11 protein-coding genes are annotated in these 13,500 nt (G+C 70.3%); 5 read left to right on the top strand and 6 right to left on the bottom strand.

Features of this window, described 5'->3' with window-relative positions:
- Positions 1 to 209: 209 nt before the first annotated feature.
- From DOO78_RS19605 to DOO78_RS19590, 4 genes are all read right to left on the bottom strand, one after another.
- On the bottom strand, positions 210 to 1,688 hold the full coding sequence (locus tag DOO78_RS19605; protein ID WP_111471566.1) for a protein adenylyltransferase SelO: 1,479 nt from the start codon (positions 1,686 to 1,688) through the stop codon (positions 210 to 212).
- Positions 1,689 to 1,791: 103 nt separating this feature from the next.
- Positions 1,792 to 2,523, bottom strand: coding sequence for an MlaA family lipoprotein (locus tag DOO78_RS19600; RefSeq protein ID WP_111471565.1), 732 nt, complete (start codon positions 2,521 to 2,523; stop codon positions 1,792 to 1,794).
- A gap of 95 nt (positions 2,524 to 2,618) precedes the next feature.
- Positions 2,619 to 4,037, bottom strand: coding sequence for a phospholipase D-like domain-containing protein (locus DOO78_RS19595; protein ID WP_111471564.1), 1,419 nt, complete (start codon positions 4,035 to 4,037; stop codon positions 2,619 to 2,621).
- Positions 4,038 to 4,162: 125 nt separating this feature from the next.
- The gene (locus tag DOO78_RS19590) at positions 4,163 to 4,750 is read right to left on the bottom strand and encodes a hypothetical protein (RefSeq protein WP_111471563.1); all 588 of its coding nucleotides are present in this window, start codon (positions 4,748 to 4,750) and stop codon (positions 4,163 to 4,165) included.
- 504 nt (positions 4,751 to 5,254) lie between these two features.
- Here DOO78_RS19590 and DOO78_RS27645 point away from each other — a divergent pair.
- The gene (locus DOO78_RS27645; RefSeq protein ID WP_165838989.1) at positions 5,255 to 5,425 is read left to right on the top strand and encodes a hypothetical protein; all 171 of its coding nucleotides are present in this window, start codon (positions 5,255 to 5,257) and stop codon (positions 5,423 to 5,425) included.
- A gap of 399 nt (positions 5,426 to 5,824) precedes the next feature.
- On the opposite strand, the gene DOO78_RS19580 is transcribed toward DOO78_RS27645, so the two are convergent.
- On the bottom strand, positions 5,825 to 7,075 hold the full coding sequence (locus DOO78_RS19580) for an alpha/beta hydrolase family protein (RefSeq protein WP_207802979.1): 1,251 nt from the start codon (positions 7,073 to 7,075) through the stop codon (positions 5,825 to 5,827).
- A gap of 650 nt (positions 7,076 to 7,725) precedes the next feature.
- On the opposite strand from DOO78_RS19580, the gene DOO78_RS27135 reads away from it, so the two are divergent.
- Positions 7,726 to 8,082 (top strand): hypothetical protein, encoded by a 357-nt coding sequence (locus DOO78_RS27135; RefSeq protein WP_128080101.1) that lies wholly within the window; start codon positions 7,726 to 7,728, stop codon positions 8,080 to 8,082.
- Positions 8,079 to 8,603, top strand: a complete 525-nt coding sequence (locus DOO78_RS19570) for an RES family NAD+ phosphorylase (protein WP_111471560.1) — start codon at positions 8,079 to 8,081, stop codon at positions 8,601 to 8,603. The genes DOO78_RS27135 and DOO78_RS19570 overlap by 4 nt, the downstream gene beginning before the upstream one ends.
- Here the strand turns inward: DOO78_RS19570 and DOO78_RS19565 are convergent.
- Positions 8,583 to 9,522, bottom strand: a protein-coding gene (locus DOO78_RS19565) for an IS630 family transposase (RefSeq protein WP_111471559.1) whose coding sequence is annotated in 2 segments (ribosomal slippage) — positions 8,583 to 9,188 and positions 9,190 to 9,522 — 939 coding nt in all. Because the reading frame shifts where the segments join, the coding sequence is not laid out codon by codon here. The genes DOO78_RS19570 and DOO78_RS19565 overlap by 21 nt on opposite strands.
- Positions 9,523 to 9,887: 365 nt before the next feature.
- Here DOO78_RS19565 and DOO78_RS28530 point away from each other — a divergent pair.
- On the top strand, positions 9,888 to 10,559 hold the full coding sequence (locus tag DOO78_RS28530; RefSeq protein ID WP_341538245.1) for a recombinase family protein: 672 nt from the start codon (positions 9,888 to 9,890) through the stop codon (positions 10,557 to 10,559).
- A gap of 137 nt (positions 10,560 to 10,696) precedes the next feature.
- A complete protein-coding gene (locus DOO78_RS19555) occupies positions 10,697 to 13,414 on the top strand; it encodes a hypothetical protein (protein ID WP_165838987.1) in 2,718 nt (905 codons plus the stop codon).
- Positions 13,415 to 13,500 lie beyond the last annotated feature (86 nt).

Raw genomic sequence — 13,500 nt, 5'->3', positions numbered from 1 at the left:
GGCCGTCGAGAGTGAGGCTCTCTATTCCGTGATAATTGTATCCTGGAGTAATTCTTGTTGAGCTGCGGATTTGTGACATAACGCGGGCATCGCAGCCCGGGGAGGGTGCGGTCCCATCGCAGAACAGCCCTGATCCAACAGGAGCAAACGGCCCTGGCATCCCGCGATGCCGGGGTCGTCGCGCGTTCGGGGGGTGCCGCGCGCGGCCCTCAGGTGCCGCAGAAGGTCTGCAGCACGCGCTCCTCCTCGCGTGGCGGCTGCATGAAGCGCTGCATCTCCGGCCGCTCCTCGAAGGGATGCGCGACGGCCGCCAGCAGCGCCTCGAAGGGCGCCAGATCCTCGCGCTCGACCGCCGCGGCGATCGCCGCCTCGACCTGGTGATTGCGCGGGATGACGGCCGGGTTCGCCGCGCGCATGGACGCGGCCCGCGCCTCCGGCGCATCGGGCCGGAGGGCCAGGCGGGCGCGCCAGGCCGGCATCCAGGAGTCGATGGCGGCCGGGTCGCGGAACAGCGCCCGCAGCGCCGCGTCGCCCTCCGGTCCCGCGGCGGCGTCGCAGAGGCGGCGGAAGGTCAAGGTGAAGTCGGCGCCGTTCTGCGCCATGCGGTGCAGCAGCGCCTGGACCAGCTCCAGCTCGTCCGGCTCTCCGCCGGGCAGCCCGATCTTCTGGGTGAGGCCGAGGCGCTGCTCGGCCTCGAATTGCGTGGCGAAGCCGCTGAGCGCCGCCTGCGCCACCTCCACCGCCGCCTCCTCCGTCTCGGCGAGCAGCGGCAGCAGCGTCTCCGCCAGCCGGGCGAGGTTCCACTGCGCGATGCGCGGCTGGTTGCCGTAGGCGTAGCGGCCGAAGCTGTCGATCGAGCTGAAGACCGTCGCCGGGTCGTAGGCATCCATGAAGGCGCAGGGGCCGTAATCGATGGTCTCGCCGGAGATGGAGCAGTTGTCGGTGTTCATCACGCCATGGATGAAGCCGATCCGCAGCCAATGGGCGACCAGCGTCGCCTGGCGGCGCACCACGCCCTCGAAGAAGGCCCGATAGGGGTTGTCGGCCGTCGCCGCCGCGGGATCGTGGCGGGCGATGGCGTGGTCGGCCAGCAGCCGCACCGCCTCGGCATCGCCGCGCGCGGCGAAGTACTGGAAGCTGCCGACGCGGATATGGCTGGCGGCGACGCGGGTCAGCACTGCCCCCGGCAGCGCCGTCTCGCGGAAGACGGACTCGCCGGTCGCCACCGCGGCGAGGCTCCGCGTGGTCGGCACGCCGAGCGCCGCCATGGCCTCGCTGACGATGTATTCGCGCAGGACCGGCCCCAGCGCGGCCCGGCCGTCGCCGCCGCGCGAGAAGGGGGTGCGGCCGGAGCCCTTGAGCTGGATGTCGCGCCGCCGCCCGTCGCGGTCCCGCACCTCGCCGAGCAGGATGGCGCGGCCATCGCCGAGCTGCGGCACGAAATGTCCGAATTGATGTCCGGCATAGGCCAGCGCCATCGGCTCGGCGCCGTCGGGGATGTGGTTGCCGGCGAGGATCGCCACCCCCTCGGCCGATGCCAGCGCGGCCGGATCGAGCCCGAGCTGCTCCGCCAGCGGCAGGTTGAGCCGCAGCAGGCGCGGCGCCGCGACCGGGATCGGGTCGAGCCGCGCGTAGAAGCGCGGCGGCAGGCGCGCATAGCTGTTGTCGAAGGCGAAACGAGGGGCCATGCGGGGCGCTCCCGGACGGAGGGGCGGAGGCCCGGCATATGGGGCCCGCCCCGCCGGGATGCGACCCGCCCCGGCCAGATAGGGGCTGGGGCGGGGGATGGGGCTAGGGGGCGCTCGGATCCGCCTCCGCCGCGGCCCGGTCGGTGGGGCAGGCGGCGGCGCGGCGCTGCTGGAAGGCGCTGCGATAGACCGCATAGGGATCGAGCGCCTCGGCCTCGATCCGCGTCAGGCTGTCATGCAGCCCGGCATAGCTCACCAGCGCATCGCCGCTGCTCCAGGCGAGGAAGAGGTCGGAGCCGAGCGCCTGCGACAGGGTGGCGCTGGTCGCGGCCAGCGCCCCGGCATCGCGCAGCGTCGAGGGCCCGAGCAGCGGCAGCACGAGATAGGGGCCGCTCGGCACGCCCCAGCGGCAGAGCGCGTCGCCGGGGGTGAGCGGCTGTCGCGGATAGCCAAGGCCCGCCGCCCGGTCGCGCAGGCCGCCGAGGCCGAGGGTGGTGTTGATGCTGAAGCGCGCCGCGGCGTTCCAGGCGAGCCGCGGCTCGCCGGCGGCGAGGCTGCTCGCCAGGGTGAGCGGCTCGTTCAGGTTGGCGAAGGCCTGCGCGATGCCGCGCCGAACGCGCGGCGTGGTGGTCGCCTGATAGGCCTCGGCGAGCGGGGCGAGCACCCAGCGCCGGGCGAGGCCGTTGAAGGCATGCACCTGACGGTTCACGCCCTCGAAGGGATCGGCCTCGGCCCGCGCGGGCCCGGCCGGCGATGCGAGCGCGAGCCCGCAGGCGGCGAGGAGGGGCAGGCCGAGACGGGGCGGGGCTGGGTGGGGCAGGGCTGGGCGGGGCATCAGGTCTCTCCCTGCGGGCGGGCCGCCAGGCTGCGGCCGCCGAACCGCGGCTGCCCGGTCGATCCGCGAACGCGGCGCCGGAGGCGAACATGGCCTCAGATATAGGGCAGTGCCAGGCGCATCGCGGCATCCCGGAGCCGGGCCGGCAGCGAGCGTCCGGCGAGCATGCCGCCGACCAGGCGCCGGCGGCGCCGCGCCTCGATCAGCCCGGCGATCAGCCGCGCCGTCCCGGCATCGTAGATCTCGACATCGAGCTCGAAATTCAGCCGCAGGCTGCGCAAATCCCAGTTCGAGCTGCCGACCAGACTCCAGGCATGGTCCACCACCATGAGCTTGGTGTGGTCGAAGGGCGGCGCGTCGAGCCAGATGCGGCAGCCCGCATCGAGCAGCGGCCCGACATGGGCGCGCATGGCCCAATCGACCGCGCGGTGGTTGCTGCGCTCCGGCACCACGATATCGACCTCGACGCCGCGCATCGCCGCCAGGGCGAGGGCGGTGATCAGCCGCTCGTCGGGCAGGAAATAGGGCGTCATGATGCGGATCGAATCCTGCGCGCAGGCGATGGCCTGCAGCAGCACGACCTCGATCTTCTCGAGGTCCTGGTCGGGGCCGGAGGTGATGACGCGGGCGGTCGCGGCGCCGTCCGGCACCGCATCGGCCATGGGCGGCGGGGCGGGCATGGGCGCGCCGGTGGCGAAATGCCAGTCGGCGTCGAAGGCCGAGGCGAGCTGCGCCACCACCGGCCCGCGCAGCGCGAAATGCGTGTCCCGCACCGGATGCGCCGGGTCCGTCGCCAGCAGGTTCTCGGCGCCGATGTTGAGGCCGCCGGCGAAGCCGAGGGCGTCGTCGACGACGAGGATCTTCTTGTGCGAGCGGAGATTGAGGAAGGGCATGTTCCAGGGCAGCGGCGAATGCAGGAAGCGCGCCGCCGCGACGCCGTTCCGCCGCAGCCGGTGATAGGCCGGGGAGAGGAAATAGCCGCCGCCGATGCCGTCGATCAGCACCCGGGCCGCGACGCCGCGGCGCTGCGCCCGGATCACCGCATCGAGGATCGGCGCCCCGGCCGCGTCGTCGCGCAGGATGTAGCTCGAGAGCCGGATGCTGCGAGCCGCGCCGTCGATGGCGGCGAGCATGCGCGGATAGGCCTCGTCGCCGCAGCGGAGCAGGGTGACGTCGTTGCCGGGCAGGGCAGGGCGGCGGCTGATCTGCCAGGCGGTGCGGTCGATCGCCGTCAGCGTCGCATCGAGGCCGGGAGGCGGCGGCGCCGGGGCGGCGGATTGCGGCGCGTCCTCGCCCCGGTCGAGGGTCCGGGCGCGGCGCCGGACGCGGTTGATGCCGAGCAGGTAGTAGAGCGCGCTGCCGAGGAAGGGCGAGAGCCAGGCCAGCCCGATCCAGCCCATGGCCGTGCCGATCTCGCGCTTGCGCAGCAGCACATGCGCCGTCACCAGGCTGGAGAGGGTGACATGCAGCAGCGTCAGCCCGGTCGCGGCGAACGTGGTGGTCGGGCTGGTCATGCCGGGGGCTGCGTCCTCTGCGTCGATGGCGCAACGCGCCTATGGCGGATTGCGTTCAAGGCTCGGCGCGGCCGGCGCCGCTGCTCCGCGCCGCCCCTGCCGCGGGCTGGCCTGTTGGGGCCGGGCTACCAGCGGACCTTCCATACGCCCCCGCCGGTGCACGATCCGCAGTGTTGCAGGCTCTTCCAGTTCTGATGCCGGCCGAGGAGGCGTGCGAGCCCCTTCCTGGCCTTGTCGGCCCTGGTGGCGTTCTGCCAGGCGTTGTGGCCGCAAGCGCCGATGCGCACCAGCACGTCGTGGGCCGCCGCCGCATGCGTCTTCTTGTAGTAGCGGATCTCACCGGGGAGCGGTGGCTGGTCCGCTTCGTCCCGCCCCGGCGCGAGGGGCTCGGTCCCGGCGCGGTCGTCCGCGAGGGCCCTGACCTGGTCAAGTTTGAACAACAGCGTCCGCTTGTCGGCGGTGAGCTGCCGCACCTCCGCGCGGGCGCGGTCCAGCTCCGCGTCCCGCGATGCCAGCTGGTGCCGGAGCCTGTCGTTGTCCGCCGCGTAGGAGTCCGCGATGTCCCTGAATTCCTCGAGCGAGCTCGCCTTCGCCTTGAGCGCCTCGAGCGCCTCCGCCTTGGCCTGCAGCGCCCGGTAGTCCGACCGCGCGGCCGCCCCCCTGATGTCGTCGATCTCGTCCGGGCGCACCACGCCGGCGGCCGAGGCCCGCATGATGATCGTCCGGACCTGACGGCGGATGCGATCGACCGCGATCCGCGGGTTGGGGTCGATCGCCCGAAGCCTGGCGGCCGTCCAGAGCGGGTGCCGGGACGGGTCCTCGTCGAGGGCGAGCCGGGGCCAGTAGATCCGGAAAGCGCCGCATAGGTCGAAAGCGGCTTGCGCAAACCGCCGGTCAGGGCCCAGGACGCCGCTTCATCGACGCTGTGGACATTGGCGAGGCCGGCAAGGTCGTGCGCCAGCCTCTCGTCCAGCCTGGGCAAGGCCAGCCGCCCCTGGACCCGCGACAGGACGACGACGGGAATGGTGCGTTCCCGGCGCTGTATCTCGAGGGCCAGGCCGTGGCCCGCCTCGGAGCCGGCCATCTTGGAGGCGGCCCGCAGGAGGGAGGCTCCATGCGTCCAGCGGCCGGGCTGGGCGAGCAGGTCGCGCACCACCTTGGGGCATCTCGCATCCACCTCGAGGCGGGTGATCAGCGTGGCCACCGCCCCCACGTCCATGGCCGCGAAGACGAAGACTCTCCCGTGGCCGACCGTCACCGAGACGGTCGTGACGAAGCGGCGCCCCTCCTGCGTCACCTCCGACAATTCGAAGGCGACCGAGGAGCGCTCGCCGCTGACGGCCGTGCTCACATGGCACCGGGCATCGCTGCCATCGATCGCCGCGTAGGTGCCCGGCCCATCGACCGAGGTCGCGCCCTTGCCCCGCAGCCAGGCCTCGATCACCGCGCGGAGGCGTTCGCCCTCGGCCCGTCTGGCGTCCGGCGACGGGAAGATCTCCGCCCGCTCGAGGAGATAGGCCGCGACCCGTTGCATCCGACCTCCCGGAGCATGATCCGGCATGGATCATGCGTCATGCCCTTGTCCGGGCGCCGGGGACACGCAGCCCGGCGCGACGAGGGGCAAGCAGGATGATCCTTGTCGCAATCGAGGCCCGGGAAAAGCGCCCCCGAGGCCGGGGCCGGGCCTGTCGCCCACCCATCGGTTCGGGGCGCCGCGCCATCCTGCCGGCCCCGGCGTCCGGCAGGACGTGAGGCTCCCGGCCCCGGGATGCGCGGGCGTGCCGGCTTCAGCCCGCCGCCAGCGCGTCGAACCAGGCCTTCCAGCCGGGCACGGCGCGGGCAAAGGTGCCGCGATGGGAGGTCGCGCCCGTGGAGAGGGCCTCGACCTTGTCGTTGCCGATCGCCTTCTGGAAATCCATTGCCAGTCGGCCGAGGCCGATGCTGATCACCTCGTCCTGCTCGCCGTAGTAATTGCGCAGCGGGGTGCGGATGACCCAGCGATAGGCTTGGCTGTCGGCCAGCAGGCGGCCGAAGGCGGAGGCGGCGAAGAAGCGCGGGTCGAAATAGGCCTCCGCCAGCAGGCTGCGCAGCTCGGTCGGGAGCTTCGCCGGATCGACCGCCTGGCCCTGATAGGCGCGCAGGCAGATGTCGTAGTGCTCGGGCTTCAGGAGGGAGCGCGCGAGCCCCGGCAGGCCATAGTAGTGCTCGAAGGAGAAGGACGAGAGGATGAACAGCGTGCCGATCCAGGGCGCGTCGATCGGCCGCGGGAAGTTGAGGAAGCCGTTCAGCGCGGCCCAGGGGTCGACCGGCGCGCTGGCCGTGGCGGCGGCGTGCACGGGCATGCCGATCCGCTCCAGGCGTTCGAGCAGCGCCATCGTGACGTAGCCGCCCTGCGACCAGCCGGCGAGGAACAGATGCGAGTCGGAGAGCCGGTTCGCCTGCAGCACCGCCCGGGCGGCGGTGAGGAGATCGGCGGTCGCCTGCTGGTGGCTCCCCTTCACCATGTAGCCCTGCGCCTCGGTGGAGCCGCCCATGCCGATGTAGTCGGCGCCGATCAGGGCGTAGCCCTGCCCGGCGAACTGGGCGACCATCAGCCGCGTCTCGGGCGATTGCGCGGGGAAGGACGGCACCTCCTGCTTCCCGTAGACCGTGCCGTGCTGATACGAGACGAGGGGCAGCGTGGCCTGGCCGGTCTCCGGCAGGGCGAGCAGGCCGGTGAGGAGGACGGGCCTGTTGCCGCGCTCCGGCGCGACCGAGGGGTAGCTGACGCGATACAGCCGCACCGCGTTGCGCGCCGGGCTGTAATCGACGGACAGGCCCGCGAAGGCGGGCGTGTCCACCGAGAGGATGCGGTTGAGCTGCTCGATATCCCAGCGCGCGACGAGGCGGTAGTCGACGCCGCCTGGCGCCTGCTGCGCCGCCTCCGGCTGGGCGGTGGCGGGCGCGGACGCCAGGGAGGCTGCCCCGAGGGTGAGACCGGCGGCCGCGCCGACCATCTGCCGGCGGTTCAGGTGGCGCGGCAAGGGAGCCTGGTCCATGTCGTCCTCGATCGGTCTCGTCCGCCGCCCGGCGAGGCGCGGCGCGTCCGGCCGGCAATACGATCCCGAAACGTCGATCGGCGCAACATGAGTGTTGCTGGGCGCGGCGCAGGGGCGCCTGCCGTGGCCCGCACGGTGCCGGCGGCAGCGCGCAGGGTCGAGGTGACCGCACATGAGATGCAGGAGGGTGGGGCGCGGAATCCCTGCCGGCCGCCGGGCGGAGGCGTGCAAGGCCGAAGGCTGTTTGGATCCGGGTCGTATCCGAACGGTGCTGGCGGAGGGAGTGCAACTGGATGCGAATCTATCGTCGCTTAATCGAACAATCAGTGGTTCTCCAGTCCACAGCTGTCCGGAGCCCGCAGCGCATACGGTGACCAGGGCTGAGCTTCGCTGAGACGACGTGCCCCCGTCCTTGTGTGCCGAGTAGCAGGTTGCAACGAAGCCAGGTTGACGAACTTGACGAGAACCCGTCGATGCCCTGCAATTCCGGCATGCCGTCCGGCGCCAATTCTCACGCCCCTCGTAAGCCAGCCAGATCCGGTGCGGCGCGGCAAAGCACCGCCCGGGCGACCCGGGTCGAGGTGCCACCCGGCCTCTCGGCTGAGGAAGCACGGCGTGCCCTTGCTGCCTTCGCTAGCGGCGCCGCCACGGTGCAGCGCACCGGCCGTGGCCTGATCCTCGGCGTCGAACCCACCTCGGGCAGGAGCCCGAGCCGGTTCCGCATCGTCAGGCTGCCGCAGCGCGCGTCCGCAGCACCGCAGGACCGAGCCGAGACGGCCGAACTCCCACCCGATGCGGCCCGCGCCGCCTTGCAGCGTGCCTATGCCCGCGGCGCCCAGGCCGCGGCCGAACTGCTGGCGGGACCGGACATGCTGTCCTCCGATGCCATCGCGGAGCGGCTCGGCATGCAGACCGGCCTTGAGGTCGCCGCCGATCCGCGCCGCGCGGCCGAGGCGGTTGCGCTCGCCCGCCGCGTCGGCGGCGGTTTCAGCCCAGGCGGGGCGTGACCGACCGACGGGCGCGAGCCCGTCCGCCCCGCCGCGCAGCCGATCTCCGGCCTGCCACCACCATCATCCCGGTGGGCGCCCGTTTGGCCCGGTTGGTGCGGAGCGCGTACCCCGATGTGCTCGGTGTCGGCCCGGGGCCCTCTCGCTTCTCCGACCCGATGCTGGACCGGGGGCGCCCACCCCGGTGGCTCCCGCTCTACCTCGGCCAGTCCTTCACGCTCTGCCTGCAGGAGGCGCTGCTGCGCGACCGTGCCGTTGCCGCGCCGCCCGGCCCCTTCCTGGTCGCGGAGGCGGAGCTGGCGCTCTGGGACTGGGCGGAGATCGAGGTGACGCGGCCGCTGAGGCTGGTGGATCTCCGGGGGGCAGCCCTCGCCCGCTCCCGGGTACCGACCGATGTGGTAGGCGCCGCTGAACACCGTCTTGCCCGCGCCTGGGCGGCAGCCTTCCACTGGCATCCATCCGGCCTCGACGGCATCGCCTTCCCCTCGAGCATGCTGTGTTTACACGGAAGCGTAGCCTGAGTTGACGAGGTAGTTGGCGCATTCGGCTGGGCTGACCAGGTCGAGGATGGCGCCGGCCTTGCGCCATGTGGTTTCGACTGTTCTTGGCTCGGCGGCCCGCATGAGGTGCTTGAGCTTGGCGAAGAGCTGCTCGATGGGGTTCAGGTCCGGGCTGTAGGGCGGCAGGAACAGCAGGTGTGCGCCGGCCTGGCGGATGGCGCGGCGGGCGCGGTGTCCCTTGTGGCTGCCGAGGTTGTCGAGGATGACGATGTCGCCTGGCGCCAGCGTGGGGACCAGCACCTGTTCGACATAGGCGGTGAATAGCTCGCCGTTGATTGGGCCGTCGATCACGCAGGGGGCATCGATGCGGTCGTGCCGCAGGGCGGCGATGAAGGTCAGCGTCTTCCAGTGACCATGCGGCACGCGCGCCTTCAGCCGTTGCCCGCGCAGGCCCCAGCCGCGCAGCGGCGCCATGTTGGTCTTGATCCAGGTCTCGTCGATGAAGACCAGCCGGTGCGGGTCGATCCTGCCCTGGTGGGCCTGCCAGTGGGTGCGCTTGAAGGCGATGTCAGGGCGCGACTGCTCGGCGGGCAGCACAGTTTTTTTTGAAGCTCAGCCCCTCGGCATGCAGGAACACCCACACCGCACGCCGATCGGTCTTGATGCCCCGCATCGCCAGCTCCGCCGTCAGGCCGCGCGTGGTGAACGGGCCTTCGGCGACCCGCGCCCGCAACCACTCGGCATGCTCGCCCACCAGGGTGCGCGGCTTGTACCCACCCATCTGACCAGGCGTCAGCGAACCCGTCTCGCGTTGCCGCTTGCGCCACTTCGATACGCAGGACGGGCTGATCCGCAGGGCGGCAGCAATCTCGCGGATCGTCTCGCCCGCCTCAGCACGCTGCACCGCGCGCTCTCGCAGATCCTCAGAATAAGGCCGCATCCAGGCTGGCCTCCTTCGTCCAGCCCTGGGTTTGAATCAGAAATCAGCCCGCGCCCGAATCCCGATTCCGATCAAACACAGCATGCTCTCACGCTTTCGCACGGGGACAGCTTGGCGCTATTCCCTGATCGAGTCGCGGGCGCGCTCCGCGTCGTGTCGCGCCGGCACCTGCTGGACAGCCCGGTCGAGCTCGTCGGGCCTGTGACGCGCTCGACCTCGCCATCGTTGCGGCAGCACCGGATCCGGAGACGTGAGACAGGCAGAGCGGTGGCTCCTCTCCGGGTCCCCATGGGCATCCGGGCGTCGGACTGATCGTCGGAAGCGTTTCCGAATACACTTCTGGAGATCGCCAGCGAGTGCCTGCCATGCCGATCAAATCCAAGCCTCAGCCCAAATCCGCCGTCGCGGAGCACCGCCGTCGGCTGCGCAGCCGTGGCCTGCAGCGGGTCGAGGTGCAGGTGCGCGGCGAGGATGCCCCGTTGGTCCGGGCAGTGGCCGCGGCTTTGGCCGACTCCGAGCGAGCCGCTGAGGCGCGTGCCCTGCTGCGCGGCGGCTTCGCCCCGGCCCCCTTGTGCAAACTTATCGAGCTGGCTTGGGTACACTTGGACAGATTTGCCGATCTTGCCGGCAGCAGCGCCATCCGACCCGGCGCACAGTTCAAGATGGCCCAAGCCGGCTCTTTAAAGAGCCCATCGTCTCGGCTCCCCTCGACGGCGTCAAACTCGATCGCTTCCGCTACACCGGGTGCATTGATGGCGTGTGACCCGCCTGACATCGAGGAGCTGAGGGCTCGGGTGCTGAGCCTATCGGCCAGCGCAGCTTCTCGGCCGCTGATCGGGGAGGCTAGCCGAGTGGCGCAGCGACGCCACACAAGGCGGGGTGATGCTGGGCGCAGCAGATCGACGCCTGCGCGGGCCGTCGCCTACGTGCGGACGTCGACCAAGCACCAGCAGTACTCGATCGAGAACCAGAGCGACGCGACTCGGCGCTACGCCGGGCAGCGTAGGATCAAGATCGCCCGGACCTGTGCCGACTAGGGCAAGAGCGGCGTCACCATTGCAGGTCGTGACGGTCTCCAACAGGCTTATGCGCGATGTGCAGTCCAGCGCGACCACTTCACCTCAAATGGCGTCTACTGCTAGGCTTCGCGAGCAGCTCTGCACGAGGGGTGCGGGTGCCTCACCTTGCGAAACGCCATATCTCTCAGTACGTCCGGCGCTCCTGCAAGCGTCGCCTCCGGTTTGACCTCTACAGCAGTTCCCGCGGTGATGAAATCGTCCGTGACGCCTCCGGCAACTTTATTGCCAACCCCCCGCCTGAACGGGACACCGCAAGGCCAGGCTTACCGCTTTTGGCAGAGGAAGGACGGCGAAACGAAGCAGAGCGCTACGAGGAACTGGCTGAGATCTTCCCGGCGAGCACCGCGCGGCCCGTCGAGGGAGACCCCGATGCCAGACCCCTGCCGCATGGCGATGGGCTGATCTTCAAGCTGGAGACGGTCTGGACGCGCCTTCTGCAGACCCCGCGCTTCCTGATCGAGACCGAGTATGTGGTGCCGCAGGCCTTCCAGGAGATGATCGGCCTAGACGAGATAGTGGCATCTGCCCTCTCAAACCGAGCGGTCGCGCAGACCCTCACGCTCGGGAACGCCCGCCCTGATGTCATTCAGGCTATGGCAGCGAGTCCGCTCGGCGCCATGGGCAAGGCTAACCTACCGGTGCAGGAGATCACTGCATCCGGGGAAATTGTGGGGCTGCCGGAGGGGGATGCCCGCGTCGGCCTTCGGGTGATCGACTGCAAGCTCGCCGCCGAGGCGTCGGAGGCGCATTTCGCGGAGATAGCCTACTACTGCATGACGCTCGCTGCCTGGCTCAGGACCACGGTCGACGAGGACGGACGCTCCCTATCCGAGCGCTTCTTCGTCCGGGCTGACGCCGCGGTGTGGCCGGGACGGCACGGCGGTTCGACCATGGAGACCATGCTCCGGGAGGCCCAGGCCGCCGGGCGCGAGCCGACCGAGGCCCAGAATCTCGCGGCCTTCGAGGTGGATCTGGACTACCTGCCCGCTTCAGTCTTCTCGGCCCGGGTCCGGCGGTTCTTCGAGGCGGATCTACGGGACGCCCTGACCCCGGAGGACTGGAAAAACATCAGCTACCACGTGGACTCCCGGTGCGTCGGATGTGAGTTCCTCGGGCATCACTGGAACCATCAGCACGAGAACGAAGCCCTCGAAACCGATCCGACTCGGCTCCTCTACTGCAAGCCCATGGCGCGGGCCGAAAGCCATATCAGCCGGATACCGGGCATCACGGACGGTGCGCGCCGGATGCTCGAGAGCCAGCACGTGCGTACGGTTGCCGACATCGCGGCGAGACAGCCGGGAGATGCGATCTTTGATGGCCACGGATCGTTGAGGGGTATTCGGGCGCTCGCCGGTGCCCGGGCCCAGGTACTAGGTACCCGGACTGTGACGGTGGTGCCGGGGGCCGGGAGCACGGCGGTGCTGCCGAAATACGTTGATGTGCGGATCCACATCAACGTGGAGTTCGACCCGGCCAGTGGCATCACGGGCTGTTTCGGCTGGATGGTTGAGCATCGGGGCCTGGCGGGGAACCAGGCCCGCGTCGCTGAGGTGCTGAACAAATCGGTGGATGCGGAGCGGAACGCCCTTGTCGCGATGCTCAACGCCATCCAGCAGAGCCTCACTCTGGCGCTTCAGCAGAACTGGACGTGGCCCAACGGTACGCCGAAGCGACCGACAGCACAGGTCTACTTCTGGGACCGGATCGGATACGAACACCTCCGGCGGGTCATCGGCCGGCATCTCTCCTTCCTCGTCGGCGCGCCGCAACTCCGCGAACTGGCGTGGCTGTTTCCACCAGAGCAGGTGATCCCGAATCCGGATCTCCTATCCCTCCGGAGTCCGGTCTCGATCGTCTCGGACGCCTTTCGCGCCCTGACGGCGGCAGACTCGCCGCACTTCTACTCGCTCCTAGGCTGCGCTAGGCTTTTCCACCCGGCACGACTGGCCGCGCTTCCGGGATACGTCCGGTTCAACGTTTCCCCGGTCTACGAGGATCCGCTCACGGACTACGTCCCGGTCGAGCGCATACACGAAATCTGGCAGGACCCTGCCGAGATCAATGCGCGTAATCTCCGCCGTACCGCGCGCGGCTTGCGTCCCCTTCCGATCCCTTCGGACGTTCGGGACCAGCTACGACGAACGACTGAGGTGAAGCTGCGCGCCCTCTCCGCTGTGACCGAGCGGCTCACGGCCGACCTTCGTGGTGCGCTGGAGGCCAGCGCGCCGGAACTGCAGGACATCACAACAGCCAGCTCGACGACTTCCGGGATCTCGGCCGACGGCCTCGTCTGGCTCGCCCACCGCAAGCTTCAGGCGGCGTCGGAGCAGTTCGAGAATGACATGCTCCGTGCCCTTACGTCAGAACAGCGCGAGGCGAAGTTCGAGTCGGCCAGGGTCCGTCGCCTGCTCCTTGGAGCCGAGCGTACGAACGCTCTCCACGACCTCGGGCTAAGCGACGTCGGCGGGGACAGGCTGGTCTTTGAGATGGCAGCGGGGTCGCGCGACGCGAAGCTGAGGCTCGGCATGGGGTGGTCCCTCATGACCGAAGCGATGCTTCCGCTCCAGTACGCGACGGTGAGCGCGATGCTGCGGCCAGGCAGCAACGTCCACGCCATGCTGCCTCCAGGCTTCGTCGCTGACCTTGCCGGCGTTGATCCCCGGCACCTGAGAAAGCGTCTATTCGAGGTCATGAAGGTCAACATCGCGGCGGTAGACCGCTCGCGCCGGCTCGTGGCCGTGGACCTCGATACCTTTGCTCACGTCGGCGGTGTCCCGATCTGTCGCCTAGCGATTGGCCTGCCCCCGTAGAAGTGGTCCGCCGGTGATGTAGCCTGGCGACTGCGGGGGGAGGTTCGGGGATGGCGAGGAAGAAGGCCCACACGCCCGAGGAGATT

It is taken from the genome of Roseicella frigidaeris, from assembly GCF_003258945.1.
Lineage (GTDB): Bacteria > Pseudomonadota > Alphaproteobacteria > Acetobacterales > Acetobacteraceae > Paracraurococcus > Paracraurococcus frigidaeris.
This window is presented reverse-complemented; position numbering and strand designations above follow the sequence as displayed.

What these genes read in the sequence shown, in the direction of transcription:
- DOO78_RS19605 (WP_111471566.1), bottom strand. Translation starts at nt 1,688, where the DNA reads ATGGCCCCTCGTTTCGCCTTCGACAACAGCTATGCGCGCCTGCCGCCG.
- DOO78_RS19600 (WP_111471565.1), bottom strand. Translation starts at nt 2,523, where the DNA reads ATGCCCCGCCCAGCCCTGCCCCACCCAGCCCCGCCCCGTCTCGGCCTG.
- DOO78_RS19595 (WP_111471564.1), bottom strand. Translation starts at nt 4,037, where the DNA reads ATGACCAGCCCGACCACCACGTTCGCCGCGACCGGGCTGACGCTGCTG.
- DOO78_RS19590 (WP_111471563.1), bottom strand. Translation starts at nt 4,750, where the DNA reads ATGCGGGCCTCGGCCGCCGGCGTGGTGCGCCCGGACGAGATCGACGAC.
- DOO78_RS27645 (WP_165838989.1), top strand. Translation starts at nt 5,255, where the DNA reads ATGGCCGCGAAGACGAAGACTCTCCCGTGGCCGACCGTCACCGAGACG.
- DOO78_RS19580 (WP_207802979.1), bottom strand. Translation starts at nt 7,075, where the DNA reads ATGGACCAGGCTCCCTTGCCGCGCCACCTGAACCGCCGGCAGATGGTC.
- DOO78_RS28530 (WP_341538245.1), top strand. Translation starts at nt 9,888, where the DNA reads ATGCCGATCAAATCCAAGCCTCAGCCCAAATCCGCCGTCGCGGAGCAC.